General features: G+C 40.4%; 9 protein-coding genes. All 9 read right to left on the minus strand.

Annotation, left to right across the window (positions count from 1 at the left end; genetic code table 11):
* Positions 1 to 110: 110 nt before the first annotated feature.
* The 9 genes from FW774_RS17855 to FW774_RS17895 all read right to left on the minus strand — a co-directional run bounded on the left by FW774_RS17855 (position 111) and on the right by FW774_RS17895 (position 14,938).
* On the minus strand, positions 111 to 1,127 hold the full coding sequence (locus FW774_RS17855; RefSeq protein WP_149349588.1) for an FAD:protein FMN transferase: 1,017 nt from the start codon (positions 1,125 to 1,127) through the stop codon (positions 111 to 113).
* 234 nt (positions 1,128 to 1,361) lie between these two features.
* Complete coding sequence (locus tag FW774_RS17860; RefSeq protein WP_197739883.1) at positions 1,362 to 2,759, minus strand: putative oxidoreductase C-terminal domain-containing protein; 1,398 nt, start codon at positions 2,757 to 2,759, stop codon at positions 1,362 to 1,364.
* Between the two features lie 520 nt (positions 2,760 to 3,279).
* Positions 3,280 to 4,635: a Gfo/Idh/MocA family oxidoreductase gene (locus tag FW774_RS17865; RefSeq protein WP_149349589.1), complete on the minus strand. Its 1,356-nt coding sequence runs from the start codon at positions 4,633 to 4,635 to the stop codon at positions 3,280 to 3,282.
* A 13-nt stretch (positions 4,636 to 4,648) separates the two neighbouring features.
* Positions 4,649 to 5,680: a Gfo/Idh/MocA family protein gene (locus tag FW774_RS17870; protein WP_149349590.1), complete on the minus strand. Its 1,032-nt coding sequence runs from the start codon at positions 5,678 to 5,680 to the stop codon at positions 4,649 to 4,651.
* 23 nt (positions 5,681 to 5,703) lie between these two features.
* Positions 5,704 to 8,058, minus strand: a complete 2,355-nt coding sequence (locus tag FW774_RS17875) for an alpha/beta hydrolase family protein (RefSeq protein ID WP_242457871.1) — start codon at positions 8,056 to 8,058, stop codon at positions 5,704 to 5,706.
* A 459-nt stretch (positions 8,059 to 8,517) separates the two neighbouring features.
* Entirely contained in the window at positions 8,518 to 10,557 is a 2,040-nt protein-coding gene (locus FW774_RS17880) for an SBBP repeat-containing protein (protein WP_149349591.1), read from the minus strand.
* Positions 10,558 to 10,653: 96 nt separating this feature from the next.
* A complete protein-coding gene (locus FW774_RS17885) occupies positions 10,654 to 12,216 on the minus strand; it encodes a PQQ-dependent sugar dehydrogenase (RefSeq protein WP_149349592.1) in 1,563 nt (520 codons plus the stop codon).
* A 14-nt stretch (positions 12,217 to 12,230) separates the two neighbouring features.
* Positions 12,231 to 13,520, minus strand: a complete 1,290-nt coding sequence (locus FW774_RS17890) for an acetylxylan esterase (protein ID WP_149349593.1) — start codon at positions 13,518 to 13,520, stop codon at positions 12,231 to 12,233.
* A 215-nt stretch (positions 13,521 to 13,735) separates the two neighbouring features.
* The gene (locus FW774_RS17895; RefSeq protein WP_149349594.1) at positions 13,736 to 14,938 is read right to left on the minus strand and encodes a right-handed parallel beta-helix repeat-containing protein; all 1,203 of its coding nucleotides are present in this window, start codon (positions 14,936 to 14,938) and stop codon (positions 13,736 to 13,738) included.
* Between the last annotated feature and the right edge of the window lie 77 nt (positions 14,939 to 15,015).

Raw genomic sequence — 15,015 nt, forward strand, 5'->3', positions numbered from 1 at the left:
TAGTATTATATTTGAAAACAGATGTAGGATTTAATGGCAGTAGGTTTGACCATTTACACAAAATTCTTCACAGGCTCAAGGCCGGCTATTGAAACCGGCCTTTGTTGTTTTTATTGCAGTAGTTTATAAAATCCCTTTGTCGCTGTATCTGCCACAGAGCCATCCGGCCGGTGATAAATAAAATAGGCTTGCATATCTTTGTGCCTTTTCATGAAGGCTAACGCTTCATTTATGTGCATACCCATTAACGGGCTATCGTAACCATCGGCGGTGATAGCATCCTTAGCTACAATGGTCACGCTGATCATTTCATTTTGTATGGGATAACCTGTACGGGCATCCAGTAAATGCGATATCCGCTTATTCCCGTTTTGATAATATTTGCGGTAATTTCCTGCAGTGGTAATGGCACCTTTTTTCAGCGTCATAATCCGCTCTATAACAGGTGCATCAAAACTGTTATCAGCCGGACCTTCAATACCTACTTTCATGTAAGTGCCGTCAGGCTTTTTCCCTTTTACCCGGAGTTCTCCTCCTATTTCAGCCATATAACACCGGATTCCTTTTTTTTCCAGGAATAAAGCCAGCACATCCACGCTATAGCCCTGAGCAATGCCGTTCACATCCAGTTTTACACAGGGGTCATCCTTTATTAAGTGGTTGGCATTTAAATGAATCTTACCGGAACCGATACACTGCATTAAAGCTGATATGGTTGTTGAATCAGGCAAACCCGTTACCTTCTTCGTACCAAATCCCCATGCCCGTACCAACGGATATACGGTAATATCAAAAATTCCGCCAGTCTCTTTGTACACCTCTAATGATTTCTTTGTTACTGCCTGCAAATACTTATCGGCTATCAGTCCGGACTGCGATTCGTTGAACCGGCTGATGAGCGAATAGGGCTTATAGATAGAAAGTGAGCTGTCTATTTCTGCCAGCAGATTTTCAATGGCCGCTTTAGTGATGATACTATCTGTAGCATAATAAGTAACATGGTAGGTTGTTCCCTGGGCATAACCGCTGATATGGTAAGGTTTTATACCTAATCCCGGTGTTGCGCCATAAAGCGCCAGTAAACAGGCCAGACATAAAGCAACATTCCGTATTGAGATATGAGACATGAGATTTTAGATGTGAGAGGAGTTTAATTAGCCTACCCCTCTCCAAAGGAGAGAGCTATTAGTGCGCCCTGTCTTGTTTCTTGCTTCCATGTTCTTGCTTCTCACTTGAGCCTTTCGCCCTAAATCTCCTGCCTTAAACTTTTTCATGTTCCTTTAGCTTTATTCTTGCCTTATATTATCGCTTTTGGACTATAAACTTAATTTTATATCTTTGATAACAAGCAATTATTATAATTATTTTGCCATTGCCTTTTCAAGAGCCTGCGTAGTTGTATAATATTTAGCGAGCATGTTGGGCACCTCCCATTCCGGCAGTTTACTTTCTCTAAGATACTGTAAAAATCGCTTAGTTACTTCAGCAAAATGAGCTTCATGTCCTACTTTATAGCTATCCGGAATAACTACTTCCCAACCTTTAGCCGACTTTTTATATGCGATACCGGGATATGTTTTCTGCATTTCCTGAAAATTATTTTGCAGAACCTGTTCGTAATTGCTGTTTATTCCATTTATGGGTTCTATGTACAATACTGGTTTATATTGTTGCTCTTTTCCCTGACGGATAATTAGATTAGCTTTACTGCCCCGCATAATAGAATAGTGCAAATCTCCGGCATTTTCAGGAGCTTCAAAATTCCAGGTAACAGATACCTTAGCATGCACTCCTTTTATCGTATAATTCATTTCCCCGTTAGCATATACATTCAAAACACTATCACGAATATCTTTGCGCAGAAAATCCGGAAAAGTATCTAACTGGGTAGATTGCCGGAACTGGGAAAGATTTATGGGTGTTACCCAGCGCTTTGCCGACAACATTTGTATATCCTTACGATAGTCAAGACTTATGTCAGGAAAACACTCCCACTGTATCAGGTCTACCAGGTGCGTGGTAACATCTACCAATCCATCTCCTTCCTGGCTTACATCATAATACCAGGCCGGACGGGTAAGTGGGACACCGGAAACAGTCTTGAAAAAATGATGCACACTTTCTTTGGTTACGGCTGGATACTCAACCGTACCTTTCTCTAACTGCCCGAATATTTCAGAACGTAATGAAAATTCTTTTTGCAGGATACTTGTAATCTCATACCGTTCCGTCATGATATCATATAATAGCACATTATTCTTCTTTGCAGATTCAAACGCTTTTTTCAACAGCTCAAAACCGGCAGAATTAATAGCCATTGGCTTATCGGCCAATACGTTCAGTCCAGCATCTACAGATTTCTTAATGTACGCTGTTTTCTCCTGATTATTACCAGCTATTACAACCACATTACCGGCTTTTTCAACAAGCATCTTTTCAAAATAATTACTACCGGTATACACCTTCTCTACCCAATGCGTAGGGTCTTCAGCACGATTATTATACGATTCGATAAGCTTCAAATGAGCTTTAACTTCCAATCCTTCGGGTGCATATACATGCACTACCGGGCTAACATTATTGTACATACTTTTTTGTACCAATGCAGCATGAAAATGTCCCGGAGCTAATGTAATTAACCGGATAGAATCTACTTCTGAAGTGGCTCCGGAGCCTTGCTTATTGTTCTGACACCCGGTGTTTATAGCAATTACCATGCAAATGAATAGTGTTTTTTGTATTACGTTGGGAAATTTCATATTAAGTTAAAAGTTAAAACCGATAATATGGGTTTAGTTAAACATATATAAGCTGTAAATACTAATCAGAGCCTTATAATGCGGGTACTTCAATCAAAGTATTTTGTAAAGCATGGCCAGAAATACGTGGGAACAGATAGCCCCGCTTTACGCTCATACTACACGGCCCCTCTCACATGCCCGGGCAAGCCTTAGCCACTAAGCAGGTATCCGCTCCAATCTGGTTTAGCTAACACAAGTCAGTGCTACTATTACTAAGAACATGTTTAAATTCCATAGCTGTGGTAATGTAGATGGACGGTGTCTCCACCGTCCATGGCTTCAGCCGCTGCTAGTGTCCTCACCAGCAGCAATAAAACCATTGCTTCATGAAATTTAAACATGTTTTATACTGGTATCAAGTACCGTATTGCGATAGTCTCCGCCATATTTCCATTATCACTTCCAATCTTTTCTGATCGCAGACTATAGGCTATCTTACACCTCTTGCCATCCACTTGGAATAATAACCCTTTACTCATTACACTTTAGGCTCCCAGCCAGGCTGATATTCACGACTCCAATATTTTAAAGCTTCTTTATTATTCAGAATATGCCCATTTTTAGGATCAATATGTAACAATCCGCCAGAACGTTGTGCAATATTACCTAATTGCACTAATAAGGTACTTTGATGCCCACTAATAATATCAGCATTTAATGAAGTGCCTTTACGAATCCCTTCAAAAAAGTTTTGTATGTGTAATGCATCCAAAGCCTGTGATGGATTGGTCAGACTACCGGTATCCACTTTCACATCATTCTTTACTTCTTTAACTACGTTATTTTTCAGGTCATAAATAGTATAACCATTAGTGCCATTTATCTGCATAGAGCCATTATCCCCATAGAAAATAACACCCACACTTGAACCCTCTACTGTCCGTCCGTTACAACTCCTTCCTTCCCAGGTAATGGCAGTATTATTATCAAACTCCATAGCGATTACCTGAGTATCAGGAGTTTCCCAATCGTCCTTATAACGATAACGTCCACCTGCCGAAGTTACTTTTGTAGGATAATCCACTTTTAGCCCCCACCTGGCAAGGTCAACCATGTGAGTACCATTATTCAACGCTTCGCCAGTTCCCCAGTGCCAAAACCAGTGCCAGTTATAATGCAGCAGGTTATCTTTATACTGCCGACGAGGCGCCGGCCCCTGCCACAAATCAAAGTTGAGCCATTCGGGAACAGGAACAGCTTTCCCAATACCAATAGACGGACGATTGTTGGTATACCATGTTTTTGCAAAATAAGGTCGCCCGATTATGCCATCATGTAATTCTTTTATGGCTGCCTGAACATTGGGCCATGAACGACGCTGGTTACCCATTTGGATAACATTTTTATATTTTTTTGTGGCTGCAATAAGAATTTCACCTTCGTTAGGGTTGTGGCTGCATGGCTTTTCAAGATATACGTGTTTTCCAGCTTTCGAAGCTAAAATAGCTGCCGGGGCATGCCAGTGATCGGGAGCTGCAACCACCAGAGCATCTACATCTTTATATTCCAGGGCTTTCCTGAAATCGGGCTGGGCCTTGGGGCGCTTATTCTGTCTTTTCTCTACCTGACCAATACATCTGTCGGCTGCCCGACTATCCACATCACAAACGTAAACTATTTCACAATTTGGCTGACTTGAGAAATTGTTAGCTAATGCTAATCCACGGGCATTTACCCCCATCATAGCCACTTTAATCCGATCATTGGCTCCTAATATTCCAGCATAACTTTTAGCACTAAAACCGGGTAGAACACCACCAAAAGAAACGGCAGCGCCGCCAATTATTGCTTTTTTAATAAAATCTCTCCGTGTGTTTTCGCTTATTTCTTTCATAATTGATTATTTCTTACTTAGTAATTCCAGCTTTTTTAAATATTGAGTCTATACTTACAGAAGCTCCCCCTTTGACCTTGCTTTCATCAGCAGCTTCCATAAATGCACATATCTCCAGCGTTTCTTCCGGTTTTACCGGAACAATACCTGTCTGGAAGAATTGAATAATTTGCTCTAACAATGGATTATAACCTTTAAAATCTCCCAGGGATACAGTAGCCTTTTCAGCAAATACAGTTCCGCCGTAGGCACTCTTTCCCGAACGTGTACCACGAAATGTACCAATACGATCATCCTCCCAAACACCTATTGTTACATCGGTATCGTCTGTATGTACCCGGCTTACTTGTTTACATCCGGTACCCATTAAAGTAAACAATATCTCTACACCATGTATACCGTACCAGAAAAAATCAGGGTGTGTTTTTTCCAGTGTTGCCGGACTGTAGGTCTCTGCTCCTATAATCTTACCGAGTTTACCAGCCTTAACATCGTCTATACCGGTTATATAACGAAGTGACGAAGATGAAAATACCGGAACATTATATCGCTGTGCTGCATCAAATATGGCTTTTGCATCTTTTAATGAAGCTGCTATGGGCTTATCAATAAACAAACGTTTACCTGCTTTAATTACCGGCATAGCTTGTTCCAGATGTAAGCGTCCGTCATTGGTTTCCAACAGCACAACATCTACTTTTTTCAATAACTCAGAAATAGAGCTAACTATTTCTACCCCCATTTTTTTTACTTCTTCTGTGTAGCCCGGTATTCGTTCAACACTTTTGAGTATATCGTTGCTGCCCTTAGGATATGCCGCTACTATTTTGTATCCTCCATACTGAGGTCCGGCATTAAGATCATTTAATGTTCTGGTAAACGCTACGGCATGCGAGGTATCCAGGCCAATAATACCAATTCTTTTACCGGCTTCCTGTCTGTTGTTTTTTGCATACAACGGATCAATTATACCCGATACACCGATACCAGCGCCGGCTATTGCTGCCATTTTAATAAAATCCCTGCGATTACAGTTCTCTTTCATATTTTGTTATTTAAGATATTAATTTATGGTTCCTGATTGATTAAATTACTATAAAAGGTAGCAACCTGACTATACATCGGCACCGTCATCCGGTTAATCTCCCTGGGCGTATCAAATTGTAACTGTTCCGGCTGCTGATATAATTTATACACTGATTTTACAGATGGCATGACTTTCCTAACAGCTTCCATATCTGTATATCGATCTAACACCGGCGAAATGATCAGTAATGGTCGTGGAGCAATACAGGATATGATCTCCGGAAAATCGACTGGAACTTGCTGTGGATCTCCTGCATAAAAGCCCAACCGTGGGATAAATCCGTGTAAATGAGAATAAGTACGTATACTTTCATATCGACCGTTACTTGTGCGCCAGGGCGAGAATGCTGCCACAACAGCCAGACCGGCTATACGATTATCCTGCGCCGCAGCCATAAGCCCTACACTGCCGCCAATAGTATTGCCGAGCAAAAAAATATGCCTGCGGTCAATATCATTAAATGTTTCTAAAGCATCTACACAAGCCCGGACATCACTTACCATTTTTCCCATTTTAGACCATTCCGGATAACGCTGATAAAAATAGGGAGCTTCCTGATTGCGGGTGCCGAAACCAAACATATCAATGGCCATCACGGCAAATCCATGATTAACAAGCTCCTGGAATAACTTACTGTTACCATTGCCGCTATCTTTATCATAACCATACGCATAGCCATGCGCATACGCATACTGATGCAGAAATATAACAACAGGTATCTTGCCATTGGCCTGAACTTTTTTATTGCCTGATTTATCCACTGGGTAATATAACATGCCGCTAATATGATCGCCAATTGCTGTATAGGGCCCTATATAAACCGCTTTTGCTCCGGCTATTTTCGGGCGACCTATAATACCGTCAATCCAGTCAACCCGTGCCGGTATAGTTGGTGCTATTTCACCAGGTTTTATCCCCGGAGGCTCATTTCCCAGTAACCACTGCAAATTATTCAGGAATTGTTTTTTATGTGCAGCAAAAATTGTTGTATCAGGGTAGCTTTCTTTTAAATGTACAGGAGTGATTTTTTGTGAAGCAAGCTTATCGGCTGTATGTTCGTTCTCCCAAACGGTGAAAGAATAATTATAATACAGAACGTTTTCCCAGGGAAACTGCTTCCGATTGAACTTAATATCTAAAAAATCAATGCTTCGTTCCACATCCCTGGCTGCTACCGCATGCTCACCCATACGTGACAATACACCAATATTATCAGGTACACCGAGAAAACTATATACTTTTTTTACTGATTGGTAATTCTGCTCTGTTGACCAGGGATTTAGCTGCCTTTCTACAATGGAATAATGCAGTAATAATATGCGGGGAGCAATAAGAGACAACAATAAATTCTGGTCAATGGGCAGTTTGTCTTCACGTCCAAAGAAAAATCGTAAACGTGGGTGAAACCAGTGTGCTGCATTGGCACAAATATCATCTAATGTTTGGTCACAATACTGCGGATCACTATAACGCCAGGGGGTAACGCCACCAGTTCCGCTACTGCTTGACACTACGGCAGCTATACGATCATCAAACGCTGCAGCCCATAATGATTGTTTCCCGTTACGGGAATGCCCGGTAATTGCAATTTGATTTTTATTGACTTCTTTACGGGTAACCAGATAATCTATTACCCGCGATGCCCCCCAGGCCCGACGCATTAAACAGGTAAAATCATAATCAGGGTAAAGTGCCTGGTATGCCTGTGTATCATCCTTACTGTCTGCACCAGCATACACACAACCGATATATCCCCGCCTCACGGCCAATTGGGCCCAATCACGATGAGTCCATTGTGTCATATATACCGGTAAAGGTCCTTTCTCTTCCGGGAGCATCAATTCAAAAGTCATTTTAGCCTTATAACCAGGGCCAAAATGAAGCGTTATCAGTTGAATATGTGTTCTTTCCTCATACCCATCAGACAAAACTGTAACTTTAAAATCTTTAGGTGGTGGTGGAATTTTACCGGAAATCCAATATTGAAACTGTTCCTTTATCCACTGTCGCTTTGCTTCCCATTGCTGTAAGGTTTGAACAGGCTGGTTTCTGCCGTTTTGATTTAACACTAATGGATCGGGCAACATAGGGATGGATGGCATTTTGGAGAAATCGGGAGGCAACTCCCCTGAACGATGCAGCCATTCTAACCAGGTGCTGTCTTTCAATGTCACCCGTCGGCTGATAGACACACGATGATCCTTCGAAACATTAATAGTTAATATATCTTTCAAATAGGCTTTACGCTTGTCTACATCCGATTGTGCAAACAGCAAAAGCGGCATATATAACATGCTGAACAAGGTAATTTTTACTGAAATATTTTTTATAATCACTAACTGCCTGATTAAACTCAAAGGATAATTAATATGGGATAAACATCAATACTTAAAACAGAGCCTTATAAAGGCAAATTTTTCAGATTCTTGCAAACGTTTACGTACCCGAAAATATTAAATAGTAAATAAAAAAACAAATTCATCTTAATAAAATGTTATGTGATATATATGTTAAAACGGACTTTGATATAATTTAACAATTGTTTTTTACCTGGTTTTGCATCGTGTATTACTGGCTAAGTAACAATATAATTACCTGAAAGGGCCCAACATCCTGAATAACCATTCACCACCGATATCAGGAAATATGGGCCCGATAATTATTAAAACATGTTTAAATTTCACGAGATCATGTTTTTATAGCTGCTGGTGAAGGCACCAACAGCGACTGAGGCCATGAACGGTGTCTTATCAGCCCATTTACAATTACCACATACATGAAATTCAAATATATTCTTAGTTTTTCATCACTTTGATTTTTTGTACTGTACCATCTTGCTGAATTTCTATAATGTATATGCCATCAACCTGATTAGTCAAGTCGGCATTAAGAAAACTTCCGCTAACATTATCTTTCAGCAACACGGTCTGCCCGGATACATTGACTATTCTTATGGAGGCATTAGAGAATCCTCCCTTAGCTGCTATGGTTACTTTACCCTTGCTTGGATTAGGGTAAACTGCATTATTTCTTTGCTGTATTCTATTAGTAAGGGGCACTATATTAGCAGCATAGGCAAAATTACCATCAAAATCAACCTGTTTGAGCCTGTAATAGTTAACCCCAGGTAATGGATGGCTATCTGTATAACTATAGACTCTCCTGGTTGTTGAGCTTCCCCATCCGTCGAGTTTCTTTAACACGATGAAGTTAACATTATCAGTACTGCGTTCAAGCTCAAAATAGCTATTGTTTAATTCTGAAAGTGTAATCCAGGTTAATACATTGCCATCATTTGTTGCATGTCCATTAAAACTTTCTAATGTAACAGGCGTAGTTGTGGTTTGATTTATTTTTAAGATAAAGATATCCCAGCTTCCATCAACAAGTGTTAAGCTACCGGCATCTCCATACGCAGTTGTATGGCCAATACCTGTTATGTACACATTATCATCACCATCTACCTCTATGCCTACGGCCCGGTTTGTGCCAGAACTTCCATAATCTTTACCCCATATAGCTGAGCCATCTGTCCCGGAGAATTTTATTACGAAACTATTATCCTTATCTGCAACGGGTGCTGTTAGCGTAATATCATTCACACTCATTGAATTACGGAAATAACCGGCAACATACGCATTGCCTGCAGCATCCATAGCAACATTATAACCTGCATCACTCGCAGCGCTGCCAAAATAACGGGCCCATTGATATGCACCGTCTGATGCCGCCAGTTTTACAACAAAAGCATCAGCACCACCACCAGAAGCTGAAACATTGCCATTGCCAAAGTTTACCGTACCGGTAGAATAACCGGCAACAGCAACTTTCCTATCAGGTGCTGAGGCAGCGTCTACAGCTATGCTCAATACGTTCACCGTACTTGCTGTATTTATTATTTGTTTTACCCACACAAAATCACCAGTACTATTTAACTTTAAAATGTAACCTGAATAAACAGAAGTACTTGGTGCACTAAGCGTTGCAGAACCTACACCCGGATCGAAATCAACGTTAGAACCCGTAAAGTTACCGGCAACATATATATTATTATCTACATCAGGAGTAATAGCATAGCTGGCGTCTGCAGATGTACCTCCTACTTGTTTTACCCATACAAAATCACCGGCTGCCGTTAATTTAAGTATAAACACATCCCGATCGCCTGACGACGTAAGAGATGCAACTCCATCATTGCTTGGATCAAAATCTATGGTACTTTCAAAATCACCACTTACGAGTATATTACCACTTTTATCCACGGCAATACCTGTCCCTGTTTCGGTAGTTAACGTACCCGTATTTGAAAATACTTTTACCCACACAAAACTACCATCTGCAGCTAACTTCAGTATAAAAATATCTGAGCCGGTAGAGCCTGCGGTTACACTACCACCACCAAAATTTATTGTACCAGCAAAAGAACCCGTAACATATACATTCTTATCGGCATCAACAGCTATCGCCCTGGAATAGGCATGGCCTGAACCTGCAAAACCTTTTATCCACGTAAAATGGCCATCGGATTCTGACTTAGAGATATAAAATGCATTTATTGAGGAGCTTGTTCCGGGTGTAAAAGTGATTTCGGGGGTTCCGCCGAAATAACCTGCCGGTGTTGTAGTGCCATAATAGGAAGCTGTAGTATATACATTGCCGTCGGCATCTGTAGCTATACGCTTACCATTATACTGACTGCCATATTCGGACTTGGCATTCCCAATCTGGCTTACCCATACTTCTGTAGGGGTTTGAGCTTGTCCCTGAGTGATACTCAGAACAAGCAAAAAGGTTCCAAACAGAGCCTTTTTGAGATTTAGTAATTGCTTTTTCATATTTGTAATTATTTAAGAGTGATTAATTTAGCATATTACCGGTTACGTACACGGTTATAAATCAATTGCTATAAAACTAGACCCAAACAAGGTATTTCATTGCTTTTCCGATCTTGCTTTAGCTACATCTGCGTTTGTTACTGCCCCAGCCTTATTACCAAAATGAGACCGGATATAAGTTGCCACCTGGGCAATATCCTGATCGCTAAGAAATTTAAACGAGGGCATTTCCTGATTATACTGAACACCTTTTACAGTGATTGTACCAGATATACCTTTCAGTAATATTCTTAATAGTTTATTCTTATCGTCCAGTACCTGGGCTGTTCCTTTAAGCGGAGGGAAAGTGCCGGGTATACCACTCCCGTCGCTTTTATGGCATGAAGCGCAATAATTACTATAGATTACCGCTCCGGTTGTGGCAACCTGCTTATTTTCTGCTTTTTCAGGTAGTGATTTTTTTGTTGATGGAGCCTTTGCAAGTTTTTTATCCGTCTTTATCTTATATATCCTGATAATTTTGTCATCCCCTGCTTTGGGGTAACCTTCGCCAGGATTCCAGTCTCTGTTACTGGTTGACATATAAACATCACCGGAAGGTGATATACAAACATCGCGTAAACGCCCGAATTTATGGTCGAAGTATATTTTTTCATCCACCAACTTATTGCCTGCCGTATTTAGTTTCAGAATTCTGAACGTTTGTGTTTTCAAGGTAACCAGCAAGATGGAATTTTGCCATTCGGGAATGGCTGATGACTTATAATAATCAATACCGGCCGGCGCAATAACAGGTGTCCATGCTTTTATAGGTTCGGTAATAGGATGTATATTACAATATGTTTTCTCATCGGGCTGATCGCAGTACCCTTCAACATAAGGCCAGCCATAGTTACCGCCTTTCTTAATAATATTAAGCTCGTCTTCTATAGCATCACCATGCTCAGAGCTAAATAGAATGCCTTTGGAAGTATAAACTAACCCCTGGGGATTACGATGTCCGGAAGTCCAGATGGGGCTTCCGGGAATAGGGTTATCGGAGGGAATGGTACCATCAATATTGATACGCAATATTTTTCCGTTAAGGGAACTGCTATCCTGCGAATTTTTTGTCAGAGCAGCATACCCGGTAGACATCATAATTTTGCCATCGGGCGCAATAACAACCCGTGAACCATTATGCCCGGTATGTCCAGGAATGTCTTTTAAGAGTACGATAGGATTAATCAACGTATCGGCAGTATACGTGTACCGTACTAATTTTGACAGTATGGCGGTTCTTTCCTTATATGTATAATCGAAAAATATATAAGGTAGTTTTTTATCGGGATGGATAGCCATACCCAATAAACCCAGGGAACGAATCCGGTAGACTTCGGGAATTTTTAGTAATAATTTTTTTTGCCCGGTAACCGGGTTTACTTTACTTACCGTGCCGCTCTGTTCGGTAAACCATATCCAATTATCCGGTCCCCAGGTAATTTCCCATGGCACATTGAGATTTGCGAGAATGGTTTGTGTACCAATTACCGTTGAATCAAGAGTTACAGTCAGTTCCGGAACTGGAATATTATTCCTGTTACTTAGCTTATTATTAGTGCAGTTAGTAGTGAGTATCCAAGCCATCCACAGCGTTAAGACAAAAAGTAAAATCTTCATAAGGTAACTTCTCTTTATTTTTTACCAGTTAATTTTTCCTGTAGCCAGCTATCCATTCGCACCCGCTGTTCGGGATTATACTGATGTCCTGATTCCTTAATGATTAAAAGCTCTTTAGGCGCTTTAATAGTATTATAAACAGCATATGAGGTTGTTGGGGGACATGTCTCGTCATTAAACCCCCAGCTGTAAAAACCTGGTACTTTAATTAACCGGGCAAAATTTGCCATATCGTAATACTTAGAGGTTTGTATTTCTTTCTGGGTTACACGGCTGGCATCCTTAAGCATATGGGGCCAGCCACCGGCTCTGCCATGTAAATATCCAGTCAAATCAGAAAGCCCGGGGAAATAAGCAACCATATATTTGACCCGGTTATCTAATGCAGTTGTTGCAATGGTAAGTGCTCCACCCTGGCTCCCACCTGCCACAGCCAGATCTTTCCCATCAAATTGCGGTAAGCTGCAGAGATAATCAACTGCCCGGATACATCCCATAAATACACGTTTAAAATAGTATTCATCCCTGTTATCATAATTAAACAACGGATAGCCCTTGAGCCGCCCGGCCGCAAGTTTTTTATAAATGCTATCCGGAAGTGTTAGGGGTAGGCCATGAATCTCTATACGAAGTACTATAAATCCTTTTTCTGACATAGAAATATCTGCGCTATAACGCCCTACACCTGCTCCAGGAACCTTTAAAATAGCCGGATATTTACCTTCTTTTTTAGGTATACTCAATATACCGTAAATACGTGACCCAAGCCTGTAATTTTGAATACCAACCTCATAAACATTTACAGTTTCAGTACATTTATCAGACAATAAGGTCATGTGTGCATCCATTGGGATTTTAGCAGCTTCCGCTTTAGCCTTGTTCCAGAAAGCCAGGAAGTCTTCCGGCATTTCTGTTGTAGGTCTAATATGTTCTGGTTCAAAGGCCGCGGTTGCTAATCCACGGTAATTTTTGCCTTCAATATTGGTTGTAACGATACAACGAAGAAAACCGGGCTCCTTTAAGGAGCCTCCATTTATGATCTGTTTTGCGTCTCCTAATATTAGATCACCTGTTGTAACAGGAGCCATACGTTCCAGGCCTATCTCATACTTAATATGAACGTCCTTTAAAGGTGTATTATCCTTCAATACTTCAACCGAAAATATTGCCTTCTCTCCGATTTTATACACCCAGTCCGTATGATCTGCTATAACTCTAACTATTACAGATTGAGCAGAGACCCCACTGGGTTGTACAGCTGAAAGAAGACCAACCAGGATTAATTTTAGCAATGATTTTGGCATGAATACTAATCAATTATATTGCGACCAAGTCTGAATTTATATCTACTTATAAATAAATTCTAAACCAGGCAGAAGTTGCCTTGAATAAAATCGTTTACGTACCCGAATTTGATCAATAAAAAATGAAATTCCAAATTATTTCGCATATTATAGTATCTTATAAGCATTATGTTCATTTCGTTAGGATATTCATACCATACATCACAGTGTTGCAACTAATGACGATCATCGTAATATGCCAGTGCTGCTGCTTCTGTTGTAGCTACGCCCGCAGTAGTTACCGCTGTACCGATACTGGCAATACCCGTCCACGGAGCAACAGCACCGTACCCACCCTGACAACGATAAAGCACATTATACTGAACATTGGTATTGGTATTTCCTGAAAACCGTATCTCATCGCCATCAAGGCCAAGGTCACTGGACATAATTGCTCTTTTTTGCGTAACCGTACCACTATTTAATGTGGCTGCATCAGTTGCAGATATCAAATGTGTACGCCCTGTTGGGTTATACCCACTATGGTGAAATACTACGTTATATCGTGTGCTCTGATCGCCCGAAGTACTGAAATTAAAAATATTTTTTGTAATCATAAAGCTGGTACCAAATCGTTCATCTCCCGGATTTACATCATTAAATACCGGAATTTCTATGAATATAGGGTTTACGCCACCTGCATAGGTTCCGTTAGATTTAAACGTATTCTCATATACAACTCCCTCAGTACTTATATCTCCACGAAAACGAACAAAGGAACCTGAACAATCGGTAAATGTATTTTTAACCAGTTTTAAACGTGTTACGCCGTAAGCTCCATAAACCATGTGCGAATGAGAGTCTACCCCTACCCTGGTAAATGTACAATGTTTAACAATTACATTGTCTGAACCTGAATAATGTACACCTAAAGCGCCATAATATGCGCTTTGTAAATCAACAAAATAACAGCTATCAATAGTAATATTCGGACTATTTGAAAATGTTACTGCATAATCTGTAACGTCTCCGGTAAATTTCAGACCGTGCATGAGTATATTTTTACAGTTGGTAAACGCAAAAATCTTAGCAACAGAACCATTAAATACAGCTCCACCGGCTGTTCCTGCTGCTTTTAGTGTCAGTAAATTGGTGTTATGACCAATTGAGCCCAGGCTCACTGTAGAAGTTCTGGTATATGTGCCGTTAGCAAATACTACATCAACTGGTCCGGTTTGTAGTGAACTTTGGACATTTGTCCAGAAAGCGGCATTTAATGTGGTTGAGGTAGTAACATTGTAAGTAGTAGTGGCAAGCGTCTGAGATGTCTCTTTTTTCTTATTTTGGGAAAATGTCTCATTCTGCTTTAAAAGTGCTTCTCTTTTACAACTTACCAATCCAATGGGAAGTGTGATAATAATTAATACGATCTTTTTCATAATGATTTATTTTGTTTAGTTGACTTTTAAGTATTAATATCTCTATCTAACTCTACCTGCCGTATTGAATCAACAAG

The sequence above is a fragment of the Pedobacter sp. BS3 genome, from assembly GCF_008274585.1.
Lineage (GTDB): Bacteria > Bacteroidota > Bacteroidia > Sphingobacteriales > Sphingobacteriaceae > Hufsiella_A.